We start from the raw sequence: 22,170 nt of genomic DNA on the forward strand, positions 1-22,170 counted from the left end.
GGTTTATGATTTGCGGTTGGTTTGCAGGTAGAGGTTGATCAGGCGTTCGGTCGAGCTGTCGTGCTTTTGCGGCACGGTTTCGCCGGTCAGTTCGCCCAAAATGGTTTTAGCCAGTTGTTTGCCGAGTTCCACGCCCCACTGGTCGAAGCTGTTGATGCCCCAAATGATGCCTTGTACGAAGGTTTTGTGTTCGTACATGGCAATCAGGCTGCCCATATTGCGGGGGTTGACCTTATCCATCAGGATGAGGTTGGTCGGGCGGTTGCCGGAGAAGGTTTTGTGCGGAACCAGCTCTTCGATACGCGCCTCATCCATACCCTGCGCTTTGAGTTCGGCGCGGACTTCGTCGGGGGTTTTGCCGCGCATAAAGGCTTCTGCTTGGGCGAAGACGTTGGCAAGCAGGATTTCGTGGTGTCCGGGCAGGTTGCTGCGTTTTTCAAGCGAGGCAATCAGGTCGATGGGGGTAATGTGCGTGCCTTGGTGCAGCAGTTGGAAGAAGGCGTGCTGGCCGTTGATGCCCGTTTCGCCCCAGATAATCGGCGAGGTTTCGTGTCCGACTGCTTTGCCGTCCAACGTAACCTGTTTGCCGTTGCTTTCCATATCGAGCTGCTGGATGAATTTGGGCAGGCGGTGGAGGTGTTGGTCGTAAGGCGCGATGACGTGGCTACCGCCGCCGTAGTAGTTGATGTACCAGATGCCGATGAGGGCGAGGATGACGGGCAGGTTGCGCTCGAGCGGGGTGTTGATGAAGTGTTGGTCCATCAGGTGCGCGCCGTTGAGCATTTCGATGAAGTTTTCTTCGCCCAGATAGAGCATAATCGGCAATCCGATGGCGGACCACAGGCTGTACCGGCCGCCGACCCAATCCCAAAATTCAAACATATTGGCGGTGTCGATGCCGAATTCGGCGACGGCTTTTTGATTGGTGGAAACGGCGGCGAAGTGTTTGGCAACGGCTTCTTCGTCGCCCGCATGATTCAAAAACCATTCGCGCGCGGTCAGTGCGTTGGTCAGCGTTTCCTGCGTGGTAAATGTTTTGGAGGCGATGATGAACAGCGTGGTTTCGGGGTGGACTTTGGACAATACGTCGCGCAGTTGCGAGCCGTCCACGTTGGAAACGAAGTGCATATTGAGGCGCGGATGACCGAAAGGTTTGAGCGCGGTACACATCATCAGCGGGCCCAAATCCGATCCGCCTATGCCGATGTTGACAACGTCGGTAATCACTTGGTTGGTATAGCCCAGCCAGCTTCCGCTGCGGACTTCGTGTGCAAATTCGCCCATACGTTGCAAAACGCGGTTGACTTTGGGCATAACATCTTCACCGTCAACCACAATCGGCGAATTGGTGCGGTTGCGAAGGGCGACGTGGAGGACGGCGCGGTTTTCCGTCGTATTGATTTTTTCGCCGTGGAACATCTGCCGCATCCGCTCCGGCACGCCTGCTTCGCGGGCAAGCTCGAACAAAAGCGACATGGTTTCGTCGTTGATGCGGTTTTTGGAGTAGTCCAGCGTCAGTCCGCCGACCTGCAGCCAGTAGCGTTCCGCACGCTGCGGGTCTTGCTCGAACATTTCGCGCATATGCAATGTTTTGCTGTCGTCAAAGTGGTTCCACAATTTCGACCATGCGGGTAAGTCGTGAAGGTGTTTCATCTGTATGCTCCTGAATGAGGTTTTTTGTTGTGGGATGCAGAGGCTGCCGGAAACTGCCGCAAGCCGCCGACGGCCGTTGTCCGGCATTTCAGACGGCATTTGCGGGATGCCGTCTGAAGGTCAATCTTTGTCGTAATCGATGTGCTTGTTGTGTATGCTTTTTTTGCTTTTCTGCAATTGCAGGCTGGCAGCATCGCCCAAGCGCAGGGCAAGTCCGATGGCGAGAATATCGATGACGGCAAGCTGCAAGAGGCGGGAAACCATGGGCGTGTAGAGTTCGGCATTTTCCTGTGTGGCAACGCTCAACACGCAGTCGGCAAGTTGCGCCAGAGGCGAATCGTTGCGGGTCAGCGCGATGACGGACGCGCCGTTTTCTTTGGCGATGCTGACCGCATCCAAAAGTTCGATAGACGAACCCGTGTTGGAAATGGCAACCAAAACATCCTGATCGCTCAAAACGGATGCCGCCATCAGCTGCGTGTGCGTATCGACATAGGCGACCGTGGACATTCCGAAACGGAAAAACTTGTGCTGCGCGTCCTGCGCGACGATACCGGAATTGCCGACACCGTAAAACTCGACGCGGCGGGCGTGCATCAGCGTGGCAATGGCGTTTTCCAGCTCCGACTCTTTCAGGAAGCGGCGTTCGCCCAACAGCGAAGCGGCGGCATTACCCAATACTTTCTCGACAACGCTTGACATGTCGTCATCCGCATTGAGCTCTTCATGAACATAAGGCATACCTTCATGACCGATACTGGCAGATAATGCAAGTTTGAACTCGGGCAGCCCTTTGTAGCCCAGGCTGCGGCAGAACCGGATGACGGTCGGTTGGCTGACGGAGGAGTGTTCGGCAATCTCGGCAACAGCCGCATGAACAAACCATTTGGGTTTTGCCAATGCACATTCGGCGACTTTGCGTTCCGCACCGGAAAGGTCTGCCAGTGATTCGCTGATTTTGCTTAACATAATGATATGCCCTTCGATAATGCAGCCCCGCTGCAAGGAGCCGCTGTGGTTAAACGTTTCTCAAATGGTTGTCGAGAGCCGCAGCCGCACCGGAAATTCCGGGAAACTCGCTTAAGACGACATACACGGGAATCGCGGCAAGATAGGCTTCAAACCTGCCCTTGTTCTCGAAACGGCTGCGGAACGGGGAAGTTTTGAAGTATTCCAACACGCGGGGAATAATGCCGCCGCACAGGTACACGCCGCCGCGCGCGCCCAGCGTCAGGGCGAGGTTGGAAGCAACCGTGCCGAGCATGGCGCAGAAGATGTCCAAAGTCTGACGGCACAAAGGCGACGTGCCGCTCAAAGCCTTTTCCGTGATTTCAGACGGCATCAGTTTGGCGGGTTTGGCTTTCTGTTTTGCAGCCAAAGCCTCGTAAACCAAGCTCAAGCCCGCTCCGCTCAAAAAGCGTTCGGCGGAAACATGGCCGTATTTGTTTTTGGCGTACTGCCAAATCAGCACTTCCATATCGTCAAACGGCGGGAAACTGGTATGCCCGCCCTCGCCCGCCAAAGCCACCCAGCCTGCGGGGCTGTGCACCAATCCGCTCACGCCCAGGCCGGTACCGGGGCCGATAACGGCTTTTGGGGCAAATTCGACAGGTTTTTGCCCGCCTACCTGCATCAGGTCTTTGCTTGAAATCTGCGTTACCGCCAATGCCTGCGCGGTAAAGTCGTTCAACAGAATCAACGTTTCAAAACCCAAAGCCTGACGGGTGGTTTCGATGGAGAATGCCCAATGGTGGTTGGTCATCTGCACCCAGTCGCCCAAAATCGGGTTGGCGATGGCAAATGCCGCGTGCTGTACGCCTGTTGCACCGCTTTGGCTCAGATAGGCACGCACCGCATCAGTAACCGTATCGTAGTCCTTACACGGAAGCACGGCGGTTTTTTCGATGACGCGCGGCGCGGTTTCCAGAGCAAAGCGTGCATTCGTACCGCCAATGTCGGCGACCAGTCGGGGATATCCAGCTTGTTTATTCGGCGTAGAAGACATGGCAGTTCACTCCTTGGCGGTTCAATACGAAGCTGATCGGATATTCGCGGTTTTCGCCTTGTGCGGCTTGGTCAAATACGGCTTTTTTCTCCGCGCCCTGAATCGCCAAAAACACATGCCTCGTATGGACAATCGCATCCAAAGTCATGCTGATGCGTTCGTGCAGCGCGGTAACGGGCGTGGTATGCACCAGCGCGACACCTGCCGAACCGTCGATTGCCGTCTGAAACTGCGGAGCTTTCGGGAAAATCGAAGCCGTATGCCCGTCGTTTCCCATACCCAAAATCAAAACATCGGGCTGCTTGTAATGTTTCAGCGCATAATCGACAACAGCATCGGGATGTAATTCGGTTTCAGTTTTTCCGTCTTCCACCATAGGAATCCACATTGCCGCTTCCGCTTTGTTCTTCAACAGGTATTCGCGCACCAGACCGGTATTGCTGTCGGCGTGGTTGGTCGGCACGACGCGTTCGTCAACCAAAGTAACGCCCACTTTGCCCCAGTCCAAATCTTTTTGCGACAAGGCGTTGAAAAACGCAATCGGCGAACGTCCGCCGGAGACTGCCAACACCGCACTGCCTTTTTCATCCAGCGCGCCCTGCAAAGCATCCGCCACTGCGTCAGCCAAAGATTGCGCCGCTTCTGCCGCATTTTCGTATTCGTGCCAAACAAACATATTTGTGTCCTTTTTTTATTTCAGACGGTATATTCCGTTATGGAAACGGGTTGAGCAATATGCCGGCCGAACAGTTGTTTATGCTTTTGATACCAAATATCGGGACTGCTTTTTACTGCTTTACTTGCGTTCAGACGGCATTTCAAACCCCATGCCGTCTGAACGCATTATTGTATTACTGCTCTTCGTGCCACTTGTGTCCGTCGCGCGCCAACAGTTCGCGGGCGGCTTCGGGCCCCCAAGAGTGTGCGCCGTAACTGTGCGGCGGCGTGGTATTGCCTGCCCAGTTTTCCAAAATCGGCATCACATATTCCCAAGCGGCTTCGAGTTCGTCGCGGCGGTTGAACAAAGCGAGTTTGCCGTTAATCACATCCAACAGCAGGCGTTCGTAAGCCTCGGCGCGACGGCCTTTCAATGCTTTGCACAAATCGGTTGCCAGCGGCACGGTTTCGACCTTATTGCCAGCACCCGGGGTTTTCATCTGCGTATAGAGGCGCACGGATTCATGCGGTTGCAACTCGATAACGAGCCGGTTGGGCGCGGTGCGGCTGCCTTCAAAAATATGGCTGTTCAAATCTTTGAAGTTCAAAACGATTTCCGCCACTTTGCCCGCCATGCGTTTGCCGGTACGCAGGTAGAAGGGCACGCCTTTCCAGCGTTCGTTTTCGATTTCGGCCTTGATGGCGACATAGGTTTCAGTGAAACTGTCTTTCGGTACGTCGACTTCTTCCAAATAGCCGTTCATGCCGTTTGCTGCAACATATTGGCCGCGAATAACATTTTCGTTGACGGATTCGATGGTCAGCGGTTTCAACGATTTGATGACTTTCACTTTTTCGTCGCGCACCGCGTCGGCATCCAAACTGGCGGGGGCTTCCATCGCAGTCATGCACAGCATCTGCATCAAATGGTTTTGCACCATATCGCGCAACGCGCCGGTAATGTCGTAAAACTCGCCGCGCTCTTCCACGCCGAGCTGTTCGGCGATGGTCAGTTGTACGCTTTCGATGTATTTGTTGTTCCACAACGGCTCGAACATCACGTTGGCAAAACGCAGCGCCAGCAGGTTTTGCAGGCTTTCTTTGCCTAAGTAGTGGTCGATGCGGTAGATTTGCCTTTCTTTGAAATAACGCGCCACATCGGTATTGATTTGTTGGGAAGAAGCCAAATCCGTACCCAGCGGTTTTTCCAAAACCACGCGCACATTGTCGGCATTCAAACCGATCGCAGCAAGGTTCTCGCAGGCTTGCGCGAAGAATTTGGGCGCGGTGGACAGATAGATGACGACGTTGTCGGTTTCTTTGCGCGCTTTGACCAAATCGCCCAAAGCGGCAAAATCGTCCGGCTGCGTAACATCGACTTTGAGATATGCGAGACGTTCGACAAACGATGCCCAAGCCTCATCGGAAAAATTTTCTTTCACATGGATTTTGGAACTGGTTTCCACCTTCGCCAGAAAACCTTCTGTATCCAACTCGCTGCGGCTGACCCCCAAAATACGCCCTTCGGGATGAAGCAGACCGGCCACGTGCGCCTGATACAGGCAGGGCAACAGCTTGCGCATCGCCAAATCGCCGGTCGCACCGAACAACACCAAATCAAAATTTGTTTGTGTACTCATCGTATTATCTCGTCAGGAAAGAATTTTTCGATGCCGTCTGAAACCTGCTTTTCCCATCACGCTGCATCACAATATCGGAAACAAAGGCAGGCGGCATAATGAGTAGTAATACTACACACCGCTACACTTTTTGTCTATTCCCATTTTTACAATTTATTTGACTTAGTCCAAAAATCGGGCAGATTTCCCCTATTCCGTTACAACAATCGGAAGATTCTGCGATTTAAATCAAATTTCTTTTCAATGCCTGATTTTTTTGTAACAAAATTACAAATTTTGTACTATAATAGCACCCGCTTCCCACTTTCAGACGGCATATCTTTTAAAACACTCCCCGTCTGAATACCCGATACAAAAATCAGAAACGCACAAACAAATCCCCAATACCACCCCGTTCCGACAGGAGACCGACCGTGAGCACCACTCCTATTCACCCCAAACTCGCCGAAATCACCGGGCGCATTATCGAACGCAGCCGCCCGACGCGTGAAAAATATCTGGCGAAAATCCGCAGTGCCAAACAAATGGGACGCTTAGAGCGCAACCAGCTCGGCTGCTCCAACCTGGCGCACGGCTATGCCTCTATGCCCAAAAGCATCAAAATCGAAATGCTTCAGGAAACCGTCCCCAACTTAGGCATCATCACCGCCTATAACGACATGGTTTCCGCACATCAGCCGTTTAAAGACTTCCCCGACCAAATCAAAGACGAAGCCCATAAAAACGGCGCGACCGCCCAAGTTGCCGGCGGCACGCCCGCCATGTGCGACGGCATCACGCAAGGCTACGCCGGTATGGAACTGTCTCTGTTCTCCCGCGACGTGATTGCGATGAGTACCGCCGTCGGCCTGTCGCACCAAATGTTCGACGGCGGACTGTTTATGGGCGTGTGCGACAAAATCGTACCGGGTTTGATGATAGGCGCGCTTTCGTTCGGTCATATCCCCGGCATCTTCGTTCCCGCAGGCCCGATGTCCAGCGGCATCGGCAATAAAGAAAAAGCCCGCACCCGCCAACTTTTCGCCGAAGGCAAGGTCGGACGCGACGAACTTTTAAAAAGTGAAATGGGTTCTTACCACAGCCCGGGTACTTGTACCTTCTACGGCACGGCAAACTCCAACCAAATGATGATGGAAATGATGGGCGTGCACCTGCCTGCCGCCGCCTTCGTCCATCCTTACACCGACCTGCGCGAAGCCCTGACCCGCTACGCCGCCGGACATCTCGCGCGCGGCATTAAAAACGGTACCATCAAACCATTGGGCGAAATGTTGACCGAAAAATCCTTCATCAACGCCCTGATCGGTTTGATGGCAACCGGCGGCTCGACCAACCACACTATGCACCTCGTCGCTATGGCGCGCGCCGCAGGCGTGATTTTGAACTGGGACGACTTCGACGAAATTTCTTCCATCATCCCGCTGCTCATCCGCGTGTATCCCAACGGTAAAGCCGACGTGAACCACTTTACCGCAGCGGGCGGCCTGCCTTTCGTTATCCGCGAATTGCTGGACGCAGGCTTGTTGCACGACGATGTCGATACCGTTGTCGGACACGGTATGCGCCACTACACCAAAGAGCCTTTCCTCATCGACGGCAAACTCGAATGGCGCGAAGCCCCCGAAACCAGCGGCAATGAAGACATCCTGCGTAAAGCCGACAATCCGTTCTCCCCGGACGGCGGTCTGCGCCTGATGAAAGGCAACATCGGACGCGGCGTGATTAAAGTGTCCGCCGTGCGCGAAGGCTGCCGCATCATCGAAGCACCCGCCATCGTGTTCAACGACCAGCGCGAAGTTTTGGCTGCATTTGAGCGCGGCGAGTTGGAACGCGATTTCGTCTGCGTCGTCCGCTATCAAGGCCCGCGCGCCAACGGTATGCCCGAATTGCACAAACTGACCCCGCCTTTGGGCATCCTGCAAGACCGCGGCTTCAAAGTGGCACTTCTGACCGACGGCCGTATGTCCGGCGCATCCGGCAAAGTTCCAGCCTCCATCCACATGACACCTGAAGCCCTGATGGGCGGCAACATCGCCAAAATCCGTACCGGCGACCTGATCCGCTTCGACTCCGTTACCGGCGAACTCAACGTCCTGATTAACGAGGCCGAATGGAACGCCCGCGAAGTCGAGCGCATCGACTTGGGCGCGAACCAACAAGGCTGCGGTCGCGAACTCTTCGCCGGCTTCCGCAGTATGACCAGCAGCGCGGAAACCGGCGCCATGAGCTTTGGCGGCGAATTTGCCTGATGCACGTTTCAGACGGCCTTTTCAAACAGAAGGCCGTCTGAAAAATTATTGAAGCTGTTTAAACGGATCAGACGCAGCGTGGGCTTTGCCACGACCCAAACTAAAGCAGACGTAGGTCGGATTCTTGAATCCGACGTTATCAGAGTATTTGTCGGATACGAATATCCGACCTACAGTCTCTAAAGGTCGTCTGAAAACTGAAAAACCCCATCTCGTTTGACCTCAACAAAAAACAACACCCCCTTCCACTTGGAGAACCGAAATGTCCAAACTGACCCCCCGCGAAATTCTGACCGCCGGCGCAGTTGTGCCGGTAATGGCGATTGACGATTTAAGCACTGCCGTCGATTTGTCCCATGCCCTTGTCGAAGGCGGTATCCCCACCCTCGAAATCACCCTGCGCACCCCCGTCGGACTCGATGCCATCCGCCTGATTGCCAAAGAAGTGCCCAACGCCATCGTCGGCGCGGGTACGGTAACCAATCCCGAACAGCTCAAAGCCGTCGAAGACGCAGGCGCGGTTTTCGCCATCAGCCCGGGCCTGCACGAATCCCTCGCCAAAGCCAGCCACAATAGCGGCATCCCCCTGATTCCCGGCGTTGCTACTCCGGGCGAAGTCCAACTGGCTTTGGAACACGGCATCGATACCCTCAAACTCTTCCCCGCCGAAGTCGTCGGCGGCAAAGCGATGCTCAAAGCCCTCTACGGACCTTACGCCGACGTACGCTTCTGCCCGACTGGCGGCATCAGCCTCGCCACCGCGCCCGATTACTTGGCATTACCCAACGTCTTATGCGTCGGCGGCTCTTGGCTGACGCCGAAAGAAGCCGTGAAAAACAAAGACTGGGACACCATCACCCGCCTCGCCAAAGAAGCGGCGGCATTGAAACCCAAAGCCTGAACCGCATCGTAAAAATGCCGTCTGAAGCCCTTTCCTGTTTCAGACGGCATTTTGCCGCTTGGCGGCGCAGTCGGCATACACGGCAGCACCACTCCGACATACTGCCCCTAAAATGCCCATCCATCTCCAGCACAATGCGAATGACGCGCGATGTGCGGAAACATATAACAAAAAAATAATTATAATATACTTATCAATTAGTTAGATAAATCGCCCTATCGGTAAAATACCGTGATGAACGGCTGAAACTAACAAATTAGCCGTCGTTAAAAAACGCTTAGAGACCTTTGCAAAATTCCTTTTCTTCAAACAGCCGACATCCAACCACAGGTTTTTCGGATATTTTCGTTTCAAATAACCGCCGTTCCCACCAAAATATAGTGGATTAACAAAAATCAGGACAAGGCGACGAAGCCGCAGACAGTACAAATAGTACGGCAAGGCGAGGCAACGCCGTACTGGTTTAAATTTAATCCGCTATACCCCATTAATCCCCCTTAAATACCTGATTGATCAGGAACAGCCCGTTTTACACGGCTGAAAAAATGCCGTCTGAAACACATTCAGACGGCATCCGGTTAAAAAACAACTGATTCAACGCTGATTAATCCGCTTCCAAAACCACTTTCATCGCTTGGTTTTCGGCGGCGTGTTTAAACACGTCGTAGGCTTTTTCCAATTCGCTGAATTTGAAATGGTGGGTCATCATTTTGGTGTAATCGACTGAGCTGCTGGAAATTGCCTTCATCAGCATTTCGGTGGTATTGGCGTTAACCAAGCCGGTAGTGATGGCAAGGTTTTTAATACACAGTTTTTCCAGTTTAAAATCAACGGATTGACCGTGTACGCCGACAACGGCGATATGACCTCCGGGTTTGACGATGTCTTGACACATATTCCAAGTTGCAGGGATACCGACGGCTTCGATGGCGCAGTCCACGCCGTCTTCGCCGACGATGGCAAAGACTTGTTTGGATACGTCGCCGGAAGCAGGGTTGACGGTATGGGTCGCACCCAATTCTTTCGCCAGTTTCAAACGGTTTTCATCCATATCGCAAACAATGATGGCGGCAGGACTGTACAGTTGTGCAGTCAGCAAGGCGGACATACCGACAGGGTCTGCGCCAGCGATGAATACGGTGTTGCCGGGTTTGACATCGCCGTATTGCACGCCGATTTCATGGGCGGTCGGCAAGGCATCGCTCAACAGCAGGGCAACTTCTTCATTGACGTTGTCAGGCAGCGGAACCAAGCTATTGTCGGCATAAGGCGTACGGACGTATTCTGCCTGCGTGCCGTCAATCATATAGCCCAAAATCCAGCCGCCGTTGCGGCAGTGTGAATAAAGTTGGATTTTACAGTTGTCGCAAGTACAGCATTTGCTGACACATGAAATAATGACTTTATCACCGACTTTGATGTTTTTTACAGCATCGCCGACTTCTTCTACAATACCGATGCCCTCATGACCGAGAATACGGCCGTCGGCAACTTCGGGGTTTTTGCCTTTCCAAATACCCAAGTCGGTACCGCAAATCGTGGTTTTGACGATTTTCACCACCGCGTCGGTCGGATCGATAATCTGCGGACGGGGTTTTTCTTCAAAACGGATGTCGTTTGCGCCGTGATAAACCATTGCTTTCATAATGATACTCCTTGCTCGTTGTTGATAAATATAGTGGATTAAATTTAAATCAGGACAAGGTGACGAAGCCGCAGACAGTACAAATAGTACGGCAAGGCGAGACAACGCCGTACTGGTTTAAATTTAACCCACTATAATTTCAATACTGCAATAAAGTCTCTCTATATGAGTTATATACCCCTACAAACTGTATGTCAATAAGAATTATTTTCACAATGTTATATCATAACATACTGTTTTAAACATAAATAAAACCATCGATTAATATTAATGAACACACCCTCCCCTTTCTCCGAACGGCTTATCCGCTGGCAAAAACAACACGGCAGGCACAACCTGCCTTGGCAGGTACAAGATCCTTATTGCGTCTGGCTTTCCGAAATCATGCTCCAGCAGACGCAGGTCACCACCGTGTTGGACTACTATCCGCGTTTCTTGGAAAAATTCCCGACCGTACAGGCACTTGCCTCTGCGCCTCAAGACGAAGTATTGTCGCTGTGGGCGGGCTTGGGCTATTACAGCCGCGCGCGCAACCTGCACAAAGCCGCGCAACAAGTCGTTGAACAATTCGGCGGCACGTTTCCATCGGAACGCAAAGACTTGGAAACCCTCTGCGGCGTAGGCAGAAGCACCGCCGCCGCCATTTCGGCCTTTGCCTTCAACCGCCGTGAGACCATTTTGGACGGCAACGTCAAACGCGTTCTCTGCCGCGTGTTCTCCCGCGACGGCAATCCGCAGGACAAAAAATTTGAAAACACGCTCTGGACGCTTGCCGAAAGCCTGCTGCCGTCTGAAAACGCCGAGATGCCCGCCTACACGCAAGGCTTGATGGACTTGGGCGCGACCGTGTGCAAACGGACAAAACCCTTGTGCCATCAATGTCCGATGGCGGACATCTGCGAAGCGAAAAAGCAAAACCGCACTGCCGAGCTGCCGCGCAAAAAAACTGCCCTTGAAGTACATACCCTGCCGCTTTACTGGCTGATTGTCCGCAACCGAAACGGCGCAATCTTATTGGAGAAACGCCCCGCCAAAGGCATTTGGGGCAGTCTGTATTGCGTACCGTGTTTTGAAAGTTTGAACGGGCTTTCCGACTTTGCCGCCAAACTCTCCCTGACGATGGAGGATATGGACGAACAAACCGCCCTGACCCACCGCCTGACGCACCGGCTGCTGATGATTACGCCGTTTGAAGGACAAATGCCGTCTGAAAGCCCTTCAGACGGCATTTGGATAAAGCCGGCGCATTTGAAAGATTACGGCCTGCCTAAGCCGTTGGAAATTTATTTAAACAGTAATAGGTTAGAATAAACAAAATAAACCCATTGAACTGTTGTTTGCAGGTATCGCAGCAAGAACAGCCGATGAATTTGGGTCGTATTTTAGGCAGCGGGATAATGTTCAAATGGGACATTTGGAACGGAAAAAGTCGGCAATTTAAAAAGGATTTTAGAAACAAAGAGGGTCAAAAACATGAACACAAACTTAAATGACAAAGACAAAGCCATGGATACCGCAATCAGGTTTCAGAAAAGGATGAGGATTTCGAAATTTTTCTTTTTAATTCTCGGAATCACAGTGGTTTTGGCATTTATCCAAGACGTGATAACGGGTTCTAACTTTCTGCAAATAACAATTGTGCAAATAATATTTGCGATATATTTCAGTTTCGGAGGTATCATAATTGTATTCTACATAATCATCGCAGGAATCTGCCCCTATTGCCACGAATTCCAAAAGATGAATTATGGCACCTCCGTCGGCATCGGGTCGGATAGCTTTACTTTCTTTAAAGGCATTTCCCCTGTTCCAAAAATCGATTACTGCAGCAAATGCGGTAAGCCCCTGTCTCCCGAAGCCGTAAATACGGTGATGAATGATAAAACCGATAAAGGAATGTGAACAGCGTTTTAACAACAGTGAAATAAAATATAAAATTTCAATTTTAAAATAATGAGCTAATGGAAATTTGATCCGGTTGTCCGGTACAGTCCCTAAATAAATTGCCCTCCCCCATTCTTTTGTCCCTAAAACACAAATGCCGTCTGAAGCCTTTCAGACGGCATTTGTTGCTTTATATCAAGTTTGACTGCTTAGGCAAATTGCCGCGTAAACCCGACAAATTCCTCTTTTTTCGCCTTCGCCCTGCCTGAATCAATCGCTTCCCGTGCGGCAGATATGCCGTCTGAAAGCGAAGCCGCGACATTTCCGGCATACAGGGCGGCGGCGGTGTTGAGCAGTACGATATCGCGCGCCGCCCCTTCTTTCCCATCCAGCACCTCGTTCATTTTCAACAAAGATTCCCGAGTATCGGCAACTTTGATTTCATCCAAATTGCGGCGGGTTTTGATACCGAAATCTTCGGGGCGGATGTCGTATTCGCTGATTTTTCCGTCTTTGAGTTCGGCAACGCGCGTTTTACCCGTCAGTGTAATTTCATCCAAACCGCCCTCCCCGCAAACGACCAAAACGTGTTTGGAACCAAGTTGTTGCAAGACCCGCGACAAAATGCCGCACAAATCGGTGTGGAACACGCCCAAAAGCTGGTTCGGCGCGCCAGCAGGATTGGTTAACGGGCCCAATATGTTGAAAATGCTTCGGAAACCGAGCGAACGGCGCACCGGGGCGACATAGCGCATAGCACTGTGGTGATTGGGCGCGAACATAAACCCGATGCCGGTCTGCCTGATACTTTGGGCAACCTGTTCGGGAGTCAGGTTGAGGTTTGCGCCCATCTGCTCCACCACGTCAGCCGCACCGCTGGAGGAAGAGACCGACCGGCCTCCGTGTTTGGCAACCTTCGCGCCTGCCGCTGCGGCAACAAACATCGAAGTCGTCGAAATATTAAAGGTTTTCGCGCCATCCCCGCCCGTACCGACGATATCGATCAGCCCGTCCGCATTCTCCAGCGGCACTTTTGTCGCAAACTCGCGCATCACGGCGGCGGCGGCGGTAATTTCGGAAACGGTTTCAACCTTGATACGCAAGCCGGTCAAAATCGCCGCAATTTGTTCGGGCGGCACTTTTCCGCTCATAATCTGACGCATCAAGTCGGTCATTTCATCGTAAAACAACTCATTATTGCTGATTAATCGTTCGATAGCCTGTTGCGGTGTAATCATTTTTTGTCCTCTGTTCAATATTCGGACGAAAATGCCGTCTGAAGGGCTTCAGACGGCATCGCGTCAGATTTTTTGCGGTTTGAAGTTTTGAAATTCGATTAAAAAATTGTTCAACATATCATGTCCGTGTTCGGTCAGCAGAGCTTCAGGGTGGAACTGCACGCCCTCGACGGCATATTCCTTATGGCGCACGCCCATAATCTCGCCGTCTTCCGTCCATGCCGTGATTTCCAAACATTCGGGCAGCGTGCCGCGTTCGATAACGAGGCTGTGATAACGCGTACAGGTAACCGGATTGGGCAAACCCTTAAACATCCCCTTGCCCGAATGGGACACGGGCGACACCTTGCCGTGCATCAGCGTTTTGGCGCGGACTATCCTGCCGCCGAACGCCTCGCCTATCGTCTGATGCCCGAGGCACACGCCCATAATCGGCAGTCGGCCGGCAAAATAGCGCATCGCCGCCACGGAAATCCCCGCTTCTTTGGGCGAACACGGGCCGGGTCCGATAACGAGATATTGCGGATTCAATGCTTCGATTTCCTCCAACGTAATATCATCGTTGCGGCGCACGGCGACTTCCTGCCCCAATTCAGCGAAATACTGGACGATGTTGTAAGTAAAACTGTCGTAATTGTCGATAAACAAAAGCATTTTTTAATTAACCTATTGATTTATAACTTGTTTATTATTAACTGCATTTCCGATACCCCCATCCATACCCCCTTATATCTTAGCGTGCCCGATGCGCCCTCGTGAATCTGGCGCAGAGCCTCGCGTTCTGACAAGTACGCCATTTTGCCACCTTTTCGACCATTCGGGAACGTACCGTTTTTATGCCCTCATAAATTTTGGTTATCCGATAGCCAAATATAGCGGCGTTCGTGTTCACACCATTAACTTCCCTAAAATTAGGGTTAATACAAATTAACGCCATTAAATATCACAACCGTGTCATTTGAAAAACTTTTGCCTATGCCCTCTGAGTGTTCTCAAAATCTTATGATATAAAAAATGTAATGTTATATAATAACAAACTTTTGAAATGCGAAGAGAAGTCAAAATGGCACAAACCACACTCAAACCCATTGTTTTATCAATTATTTTAATCAACACGCCCCTACTCGCCCAAGCGCATGAAACCGAGCAGTCGGTGGACTTGGAAACGGTAAGCGTCGTCGGCAAAAGCCGTCCGCGCGCCACATCCGGGCTGTTGCACACTTCGACCGCCTCCGACAAAATCATCAGCGGCGACACCTTGCGACAAAAAGCCGTCAACTTGGGCGATGCTTTGGACGGCGTTCCGGGCATTCACGCCTCGCAATACGGCGGCGGCGCATCTGCCCCCGTTATTCGCGGTCAAACAGGCAGACGGATTAAAGTATTGAACCATCACGGCGAAACCGGCGACATGGCGGACTTCTCGCCCGACCATGCCTTGATGGTGGACAGTGCCTTGTCGCAACAGGTCGAAATCCTGCGCGGCCCGGTTACGCTCTTGTACAGCTCGGGCAATGTAGCCGGCTTGGTCGATGTTGCCGATGGAAAAATCCCCGAAAAAATGCCTGAAAACGGTGTATCGGGCGAACTCGGATTGCGTTTGAGCAGCGGCAATTTGGAAAAACTGACATCCGCAGGTATCAATATCGGTTTGGGCAACAACTTCGTGCTGCATACCGAAGGCTTGTACCGCAAATCGGGCGATTACGCCGTACCGCGCTATCAAAAAGAAAAAGGCCGTCTGAAACGACTGCCCGACAGCCATGCTGATTCCAAAACAGGCACTATCGGGCTGTCTTGGGTTGGCGAAAAAGGCTTTATCGGCGTGGCGTACAGCGACCGCCGAGACCAATACGGCCTGCCTGCCCACAGCCACGAATACGATGATTGCCACGCCGACATCATCTGGCAAAAGAGCTTGATTAACAAACGCTATTTACAGCTTTATCCGCACCTGTTGACCGAAGAAGACATCGATTACGACAATCCGGGCTTGAGCTGCGGCTTCCACGACGACGATAATGCACACGCACACACCCACAGCGGCAGACCGTGGATAGACCTGCGCAACAAACGCTACGAACTCCGTGCCGAATGGAAGCAACCGTTCCCCGGTTTTGAAGCCCTGCGCGTACACTTGAACCGCAACGACTACCACCACGACGAAAAAGCAGGCGATACAGTAGAAAACTTCTTCAACAACAAAACACACAACGCCCGCATCGAGTTGCGCCACCAACCCATAGGCCGTCTGAAAGGCAGCTGGGGCGTTCAATATTTACAACAAAAATCCAGTGCTTTATCTGCCACATCCGAAGCGGTCAAACAACCGATGCTGCTTGACAACAATGTGCGCCATTACAGCTTTTTCGGTGTAGAACAGGCAAACTGGGACAACTTCACGCTTGAAGGCGGCGTACGCGTCGAAAAACAAAAAGCCTCCATCCAGTACGACAAAGCATTGATTGATCGGGAAAACTACTACAACCAGCCCCTGCCCGACCTCGGCGCGCACCGCCAAACCGCCCGCTCATTCGCACTTTCGAGCAACTGGTATTTCACGCCACAACATAAACTCAGCCTGACCGCCTCCCATCAGGAACGCCTGCCGTCAACGCAAGAGCTGTACGCACACGGCAAACACGTTGCCACCAACACCTTTGAAGTCGGCAACAAACACCTCAACAAAGAGCGTTCCAACAACATCGAACTCGCGCTGGGCTACGAAGGCGACCGCTGGCAATACAATCTGGCACTCTACCGCAACCGCTTCGGCAACTACATTTACGCCCAAACCTTAAACGACGGACGCGGCCCCAAATCCATCGAAAACGACAGCGAAATGAAGCTCGTGCGCTACAACCAATCCGGCGCCGACTTCTACGGCGCGGAAGGCGAAATCTACTTCAAGCCCACACCGCGCTACCGCATCGGCGTTTCCGGCGACTATGTACGAGGCCGTCTGAAAAACCTGCCATCCCTACCCGGCAGGGAAGATGCCTACGGCAACCGTCCTTTCATCGAACAAGCCGACCAGAACGCGCCCCGCGTTCCGGCTGCGCGCCTCGGCTTCCACCTGAATGCCGCGCTGACCGACCGCATCGATGCCCATCTCGACTACTACCGCGTGTTCGCCCAAAACAAACTCGCCCGCTACGAAACGCGCACGCCCGGACACCATATGCTCAACCTCGGCGCAAACTACCGCCGCCGCACCGGCTACGGCGAGTGGAATTGGTACGTCAAAGCCGACAACCTGCTCAACCAATCCGTTTACGCCCACAGCAGTTTCCTCTCTGATACACCGCAAATGGGCCGCAGCTTTACCGGCGGCGTGAACGTGAAGTTTTAAAATCGGAAACGCAGGCAGCCTGAAAAACACCCGTAGGTCGGATACTTGTATCCGACACCAAAAGTTCCCTTGAAATCAAAATGTCGGATTCGAGAACCCGACCTACTGCTGCTAATCTACGTCGGCCCCAAACAAAAAGCCATGTTTTAAGCCGTCCGATATGAATTAATCTTGACGTATTTTTTTTTTTACTATAATTAATAAATAAGCTGCTTTGTTATTTTTTCGTTTATAAATTCAGAAGGAATAAAATTGAAACCTTATTTGTTGATTGTAGTATGTTTTTTAACTGGATGCAGTGTGCGTTCCGTGCGACTGCCCGAATGGCAGGCAATTGATGGCAGCCGCGCTGATGGTACGGTTACTTTGGCTTATGAGCAAAATTTCCGCTCCCGCTTAATACCCCGCATAGGACAAGATAACGAGGTGGCGAAAACTCGTTGCCGAGTTTGGGGTTACAACAGTGCCGAGGCGTTTGGCGGTTCAACACGAAGCTGCGTGGCAACTCCCGCACGCGCCAATGCCAAAGTGCCGTGTCTGATTTGGCGATTTGAAAAACGCTATCAATGTACCAACCATGTCAGCGATAAAGTGCAACACACACCAGTGCAATACACGCCAATGCAACAGCAGCCCATTCAAAACAACATCACGATTGAATTAAGTCCCACCAACGTACCGCAAGTTAAAACGAAACAAACCAAATAGGCAACCTGAAAACCCATTTCAGGCTGCCTGAGACCTTTGTAAAATTCCCCAAAATCCCCTAAAGTCCCACCAAGACATTTAGGGGATTTTCCATGAGCACCTTCTTCCGGCAAACCGCCCAAGCCATGATTGCCAAACATATCGACCGCTTCCCACTATTGAAGTTGGATCAAGTGATTGATTGGCAGCCGATCGAACAGTACCTGAATCGTCAAAGAACCCGTTACCTCCGAGACCACCGCGGCCGTCCCGCCTATCCCCTGTTGTCCATGTTCAAAGCCGTCCTGCCCGGACAATGGCACAGCCTCTCCGATCCCGAACTCGAACACAGCCCCATCACCCGCATCGACTTCAACCTGTTTTGCCGTTTTTAGGCAAACAAAAAAGGTTTTCAGACGGCATTCTGAAAACCTTTTTCTTACTTTAAACCAATTTTAAAACCGGCAATTAATCTTTCAACACATCTTGCACAGCCGCCTGAATCTTGGCAGCAGCTTCGATTTAGTGCTGTTCGGCAGATTGGTTTGCCGCTGTTTCAACCGGAGCAGTTTGTGAAACAGGCTCGGCTTGAGGATCAGTCAGCGGCAAACGCGCCAATACGGTTTTTACGCCGGTAACTTTATCGCCGATCGCCACTTGCGCCTGCGCATCGACAGGCAGATACATATCCACGCGCGAACCAAAGCGGATAAAGCCGTAGCGTTCGCCGCGAGACAGTTTCGCACCTGCTTGGGTGTAGCACAAAATACGGCGCGCCACCAGACCGGCCACTTGAACAAACGTAATTTCACGACCTGAAGCCGTCGTCGCCAAAACCGCGTTGCGTTCGTTTTCCGTGCTGGCTTTGTCCAAATCCGCATTCACGAATTTGCCTTTGTTATAGACCACTTCCGTAACCGTGCAATCGGCAGGCGATTTTTGCGAATGCACGTTGAACACGTTCATAAAAATACTGATTTTCAAAGCATCGACATCACGATACGGATCGCGTGCGCGTTCGACCACCACGATACGGCCGTCAACCGGGCTCAACACCGCTTCAGGATTTTGCGGAATTTCACGCGCAGGGTCGCGGAAAAATTGCAGGGCAAATACGGTAAACACCCAAAACGGCAAAGACCACCAGCCGCAGCACATCGACACCAGCAGGCTCAAAGCCAAACCGCCGCCGATAATCGGCCAGCCCTCACGGGCGATAATCGGGTGGGGGTAAAGACGGTTCATTTGTCATCCTTTTATTCAAGCGGGTTAAAATTGCCGCCATTATAACGGAATCCGCCGCATTCCGCCGACAAATGCCGTCTGAACGCGGCTTCAGACGGCATCCGAGAAAGTGCTACAATATCGGTTTTCCTTTATTTTTCAGACGGCATCCATTATGTGCAACCATCATCCCCGACATTCGCACGACAACGACACCATCCGCATACGCGGCGCACGCACGCATAATTTGAAAAACATCGATTTGGACATTCCGCACCACAAGCTGGTGGTGGTAACAGGATTGTCGGGCAGCGGCAAATCATCGCTGGCGTTTGACACGCTGTATGCCGAAGGGCAGCGGCGTTATGTCGAGAGCCTGTCCGCCTATGCGCGGCAGTTTTTGCAGATGATGGACAAACCCGACGTCGATTTGATCGAAGGCCTGTCGCCCGCGATTTCCATCGAGCAGAAATCCACCAGCCACAATCCGCGTTCCACCGTCGGCACGGTAACGGAAATCCATGATTACCTGCGCCTTTTGTACGCCCGCGTCGGTACGCCGTATTGCCCCGAACACAATCTGCCGCTGTCGAGCCAAACCGTATCTCAGATGGTCGATGCCGTATTGAAGCTGCCGGAAGACACGCGTGTGATGATTCTGGCACCGGCAGTGCGTGAGCGTAAGGGCGAGTTTGTCGATTTCTTTGCCGACTTGCAGGCGCAGGGTTTTGCGCGCGCGCGCGTTGACGGCGAGGTCTATCAGTTGGACGAAGTGCCGAAGCTGGAAAAAAACATCAAGCACAATATCGACGTGGTCATCGACCGCGTAAAAGTGAAGGCGGACATCAAGCAGCGGCTGGCGGAAAGTTTTGAAACCGCGCTGCGCCACGGCAACGAGCGCGCGCTGGCAATGGAAATGGACAGCGGCGAAGAACATTGGTTTTCCGCGCGTTTTGCCTGCCCCGTGTGTTCGTACAGCCTGCCCGAATTGGAGCCGCGCCTCTTTTCGTTCAACAACCCGATGGGCTCCTGCCCGACCTGCGACGGCTTAGGCAACACCAATTTCTTCGACCCCGAAAAAGTGGTCGCGCATCCCGAATTGTCGTTGGCAACGGGCGCGATTGACGGCTGGGACAAGCGCAACCAATTCTATTTCCAAATGATTCAGTCACTGGCGCGGCATTACGGTTTCGATGTGCAGGCTGCTTGGGAAACGCTACCTGAAAAAGTCAAAAAAGTCGTATTACACGGCTCGGGCAAGGAAGTCATTGATTTCACATACCTATCCGAACGCGGCACCACCTTCAACCGCAGCCACGCCTTCGAAGGCATCATCCCCAATCTCGAACGCCGCTACCGCGAAACCGACAGCGAAACCGTGCGCGAAAAACTGCGCGAATACCAAAACCACCGCGCCTGCCCGAGCTGCGGCGGCGCACGTTTGCGCAAAGAAGCGCGCTACGTTTACGTCAGCGGCGAACCGTTGCACGAAGTCTCCGCCTGGCCGCTGACCAAAACCCACCAATTTTTCGAAACGCTGGATTTGGACGGCAACAAAAAACAAATCGCCGAAAAAATCCTCAAAGAAATCACCGAGCGGCTCGGCTTCCTGATTAACGTCGGGCTGGATTACCTGAATCTCTCCCGTTCCGCCGAAACGCTTTCCGGCGGCGAAGCCCAGCGCATCCGCCTTGCCAGCCAAATCGGCAGCGGCCTGACCGGCGTGATGTACGTTTTAGACGAACCTTCCATCGGCCTGCACCAGCGCGACAACGACCGCCTGCTCGCCACACTCAAACGCCTGCGCGATTTAGGCAACAGCGTGATTGTGGTCGAACACGACGAAGACGCCATCCGCGAAGCCGATTTCGTCGTCGATATGGGTCCCGGCGCGGGCGAACACGGCGGCAACGTACTGATTGCCGACACGCCCGAAAACGTCGCCAAATGCGAAAAATCCGTTACCGGACAATACCTCAGCGGCAAAAAATCCATTGCCGTGCCGTCTGAACGCACGCCCGTCAATCCCGAGCGAATGCTCGTCCTCAAAGGCGCGCGCGGCAACAACCTCAAAAACGTAACCCTCGAATTGCCGCTTGGTTTGATTACCTGCATCACCGGCGTATCCGGCAGCGGCAAATCCACCCTGATTAACGACACCCTCGCCAAAATCACCGCCCGCGAACTCAACCGCGCCCAAGAAGAACCCGCCCCATACGACGACATCCACGGCCTCGAACACCTCGACAAAGTCATCAACGTCGACCAATCCCCCATCGGCCGCACCCCGCGCTCCAACCCCGCCACCTACACCGGCCTGTTCACCCCCATCCGCGAACTCTTCGCCGGCGTGCCCCTCTCGCGCGAACGCGGCTACAACGTCGGCCGATTCTCCTTCAACGTCAAAGGCGGCCGCTGCGAAGCCTGCCAAGGCGACGGCGTCATCAAAGTCGAAATGCACTTCCTGCCCGACGTGTACGTCCCCTGCGAAGTCTGCCACGGCAAACGCTACAACCGCGAAACCCTCGAAATCCAATACAAAGGCAAAAACATCAGCCAAGTCCTCGACATGACCGTCGAAGAAGCCCGCGAATTTTTCGACGCCGTCCCCACCGTATCGCGCAAACTGCAAACCCTGATGGACGTAGGCTTAGGCTATATTCGCCTCGGACAGCCCGCCACCACCCTCTCCGGCGGTGAAGCCCAGCGCGTCAAACTCGCCCTCGAACTCTCCAAACGCGATACCGGCAGAACACTCTACATCCTCGACGAACCCACCACCGGCCTGCACTTCGCCGACATCGCCCTGCTGCTGGAAGTGATAGGTCGTCTAAAAGGCAAAGGCAACTCGATAGTGATTATCGAGCATAATCTGGACGTGATTAAAACTGCGGATTGGATTGTGGATTTAGGGCCGGAAGGGGGCGACGGAGGCGGCAGGATTATTGCGGAAGGCAGTCCCGAGCAGGTGGCGAAGGTTAAGGGGAGTTATACTGGAAAATACCTGAAACCCATGTTGAAATAGTCAAATTTTG

The 22,170-nt window shown here is 52.8% G+C and carries 16 protein-coding genes and 2 pseudogenes; 9 read left to right on the forward strand and 9 right to left on the reverse strand.

What is annotated here, in order from left to right; translation table 11 throughout:
• Nucleotides 1-3: 3 nt before the first annotated feature.
• The 5 genes from pgi to zwf form a co-directional block, all read right to left on the reverse strand.
• Nucleotides 4-1,653 carry a glucose-6-phosphate isomerase gene (gene pgi, locus DBY86_RS06065; protein WP_107819296.1) on the reverse strand — a complete coding sequence of 550 codons (1,650 nt, stop codon included), beginning with the start codon at nt 1,651-1,653 and terminating at the stop codon, nt 4-6.
• 120 nt (nt 1,654-1,773) lie between these two features.
• Entirely contained in the window at nt 1,774-2,622 is an 849-nt protein-coding gene (gene hexR / locus DBY86_RS06070; RefSeq protein ID WP_107819297.1) for a DNA-binding transcriptional regulator HexR, read from the reverse strand.
• Between the two features lie 49 nt (nt 2,623-2,671).
• Nucleotides 2,672-3,658, reverse strand: coding sequence for a glucokinase (locus DBY86_RS06075; protein WP_107819298.1), 987 nt, complete (start codon nt 3,656-3,658; stop codon nt 2,672-2,674).
• Nucleotides 3,639-4,334, reverse strand: a complete 696-nt coding sequence (gene pgl / locus DBY86_RS06080) for a 6-phosphogluconolactonase (protein ID WP_107819299.1) — start codon at nt 4,332-4,334, stop codon at nt 3,639-3,641. Before pgl ends, DBY86_RS06075 begins: the two co-directional genes overlap by 20 nt.
• A gap of 175 nt (nt 4,335-4,509) precedes the next feature.
• Entirely contained in the window at nt 4,510-5,955 is a 1,446-nt protein-coding gene (gene zwf / locus DBY86_RS06090) for a glucose-6-phosphate dehydrogenase (RefSeq protein ID WP_107819301.1), read from the reverse strand.
• A gap of 413 nt (nt 5,956-6,368) precedes the next feature.
• Between zwf and edd the strand changes: the two genes are divergently transcribed.
• Together edd and DBY86_RS06100 are read left to right on the forward strand one after the other, a co-directional pair.
• Nucleotides 6,369-8,204 carry a phosphogluconate dehydratase gene (gene edd / locus DBY86_RS06095; protein ID WP_107819302.1) on the forward strand — a complete coding sequence of 612 codons (1,836 nt, stop codon included), beginning with the start codon at nt 6,369-6,371 and terminating at the stop codon, nt 8,202-8,204.
• Between the two features lie 262 nt (nt 8,205-8,466).
• Complete coding sequence (locus tag DBY86_RS06100) at nt 8,467-9,105, forward strand: bifunctional 4-hydroxy-2-oxoglutarate aldolase/2-dehydro-3-deoxy-phosphogluconate aldolase (RefSeq protein ID WP_003757978.1); 639 nt, start codon at nt 8,467-8,469, stop codon at nt 9,103-9,105.
• A 604-nt stretch (nt 9,106-9,709) separates the two neighbouring features.
• Here DBY86_RS06100 and DBY86_RS06110 read toward each other — a convergent pair.
• Nucleotides 9,710-10,750 carry a zinc-dependent alcohol dehydrogenase family protein gene (locus tag DBY86_RS06110; RefSeq protein ID WP_107819303.1) on the reverse strand — a complete coding sequence of 347 codons (1,041 nt, stop codon included), beginning with the start codon at nt 10,748-10,750 and terminating at the stop codon, nt 9,710-9,712.
• A gap of 26 nt (nt 10,751-10,776) precedes the next feature.
• On the opposite strand from DBY86_RS06110, the pseudogene DBY86_RS12990 reads away from it, so the two are divergent.
• The 3 genes and pseudogenes from DBY86_RS12990 to DBY86_RS13340 form a co-directional block, all read left to right on the forward strand.
• Nucleotides 10,777-10,884: pseudogene (locus tag DBY86_RS12990) on the forward strand (IS5/IS1182 family transposase); the annotation flags it as partial.
• 136 nt (nt 10,885-11,020) lie between these two features.
• On the forward strand, nt 11,021-12,061 hold the full coding sequence (mutY, locus tag DBY86_RS06115) for an A/G-specific adenine glycosylase (RefSeq protein WP_107819304.1): 1,041 nt from the start codon (nt 11,021-11,023) through the stop codon (nt 12,059-12,061).
• Between the two features lie 195 nt (nt 12,062-12,256).
• A complete protein-coding gene (locus tag DBY86_RS13340; protein ID WP_199901058.1) occupies nt 12,257-12,652 on the forward strand; it encodes a hypothetical protein in 396 nt (131 codons plus the stop codon).
• A 191-nt stretch (nt 12,653-12,843) separates the two neighbouring features.
• Here the strand turns inward: DBY86_RS13340 and trpD are convergent, their stop codons facing one another.
• Nucleotides 12,844-13,872, reverse strand: a complete 1,029-nt coding sequence (gene trpD / locus DBY86_RS06130) for an anthranilate phosphoribosyltransferase (protein WP_107819305.1) — start codon at nt 13,870-13,872, stop codon at nt 12,844-12,846.
• Between the two features lie 63 nt (nt 13,873-13,935).
• Complete coding sequence (locus DBY86_RS06135; protein WP_107819306.1) at nt 13,936-14,526, reverse strand: aminodeoxychorismate/anthranilate synthase component II; 591 nt, start codon at nt 14,524-14,526, stop codon at nt 13,936-13,938.
• Nucleotides 14,527-14,935: 409 nt separating this feature from the next.
• On the opposite strand from DBY86_RS06135, the gene znuD reads away from it, so the two are divergent.
• The 3 genes and pseudogenes from znuD to DBY86_RS06160 form a co-directional block, all read left to right on the forward strand.
• Nucleotides 14,936-17,224, forward strand: a complete 2,289-nt coding sequence (gene znuD / locus DBY86_RS06145; RefSeq protein ID WP_107819307.1) for a TonB-dependent zinc receptor ZnuD — start codon at nt 14,936-14,938, stop codon at nt 17,222-17,224.
• A 252-nt stretch (nt 17,225-17,476) separates the two neighbouring features.
• A complete protein-coding gene (yecR, locus tag DBY86_RS06150; RefSeq protein WP_107819308.1) occupies nt 17,477-17,932 on the forward strand; it encodes a YecR family lipoprotein in 456 nt (151 codons plus the stop codon).
• A 92-nt stretch (nt 17,933-18,024) separates the two neighbouring features.
• Nucleotides 18,025-18,303, forward strand: a pseudogene (locus DBY86_RS06160) (transposase); the annotation flags it as partial.
• A 130-nt stretch (nt 18,304-18,433) separates the two neighbouring features.
• On the opposite strand, the gene DBY86_RS06165 reads toward DBY86_RS06160, so the two are convergent.
• Nucleotides 18,434-19,156: a phosphatidylserine decarboxylase gene (locus DBY86_RS06165; RefSeq protein WP_107819309.1), complete on the reverse strand. Its 723-nt coding sequence runs from the start codon at nt 19,154-19,156 to the stop codon at nt 18,434-18,436.
• Between the two features lie 154 nt (nt 19,157-19,310).
• On the opposite strand from DBY86_RS06165, the gene uvrA reads away from it, so the two are divergent.
• Complete coding sequence (gene uvrA, locus DBY86_RS06170; protein ID WP_107819310.1) at nt 19,311-22,160, forward strand: excinuclease ABC subunit UvrA; 2,850 nt, start codon at nt 19,311-19,313, stop codon at nt 22,158-22,160.
• Nucleotides 22,161-22,170: the final 10 nt, after the last annotated feature.

This window comes from Neisseria bergeri, from assembly GCA_003044455.1.
GTDB classification, from domain to species: domain Bacteria; phylum Pseudomonadota; class Gammaproteobacteria; order Burkholderiales; family Neisseriaceae; genus Neisseria; species Neisseria bergeri.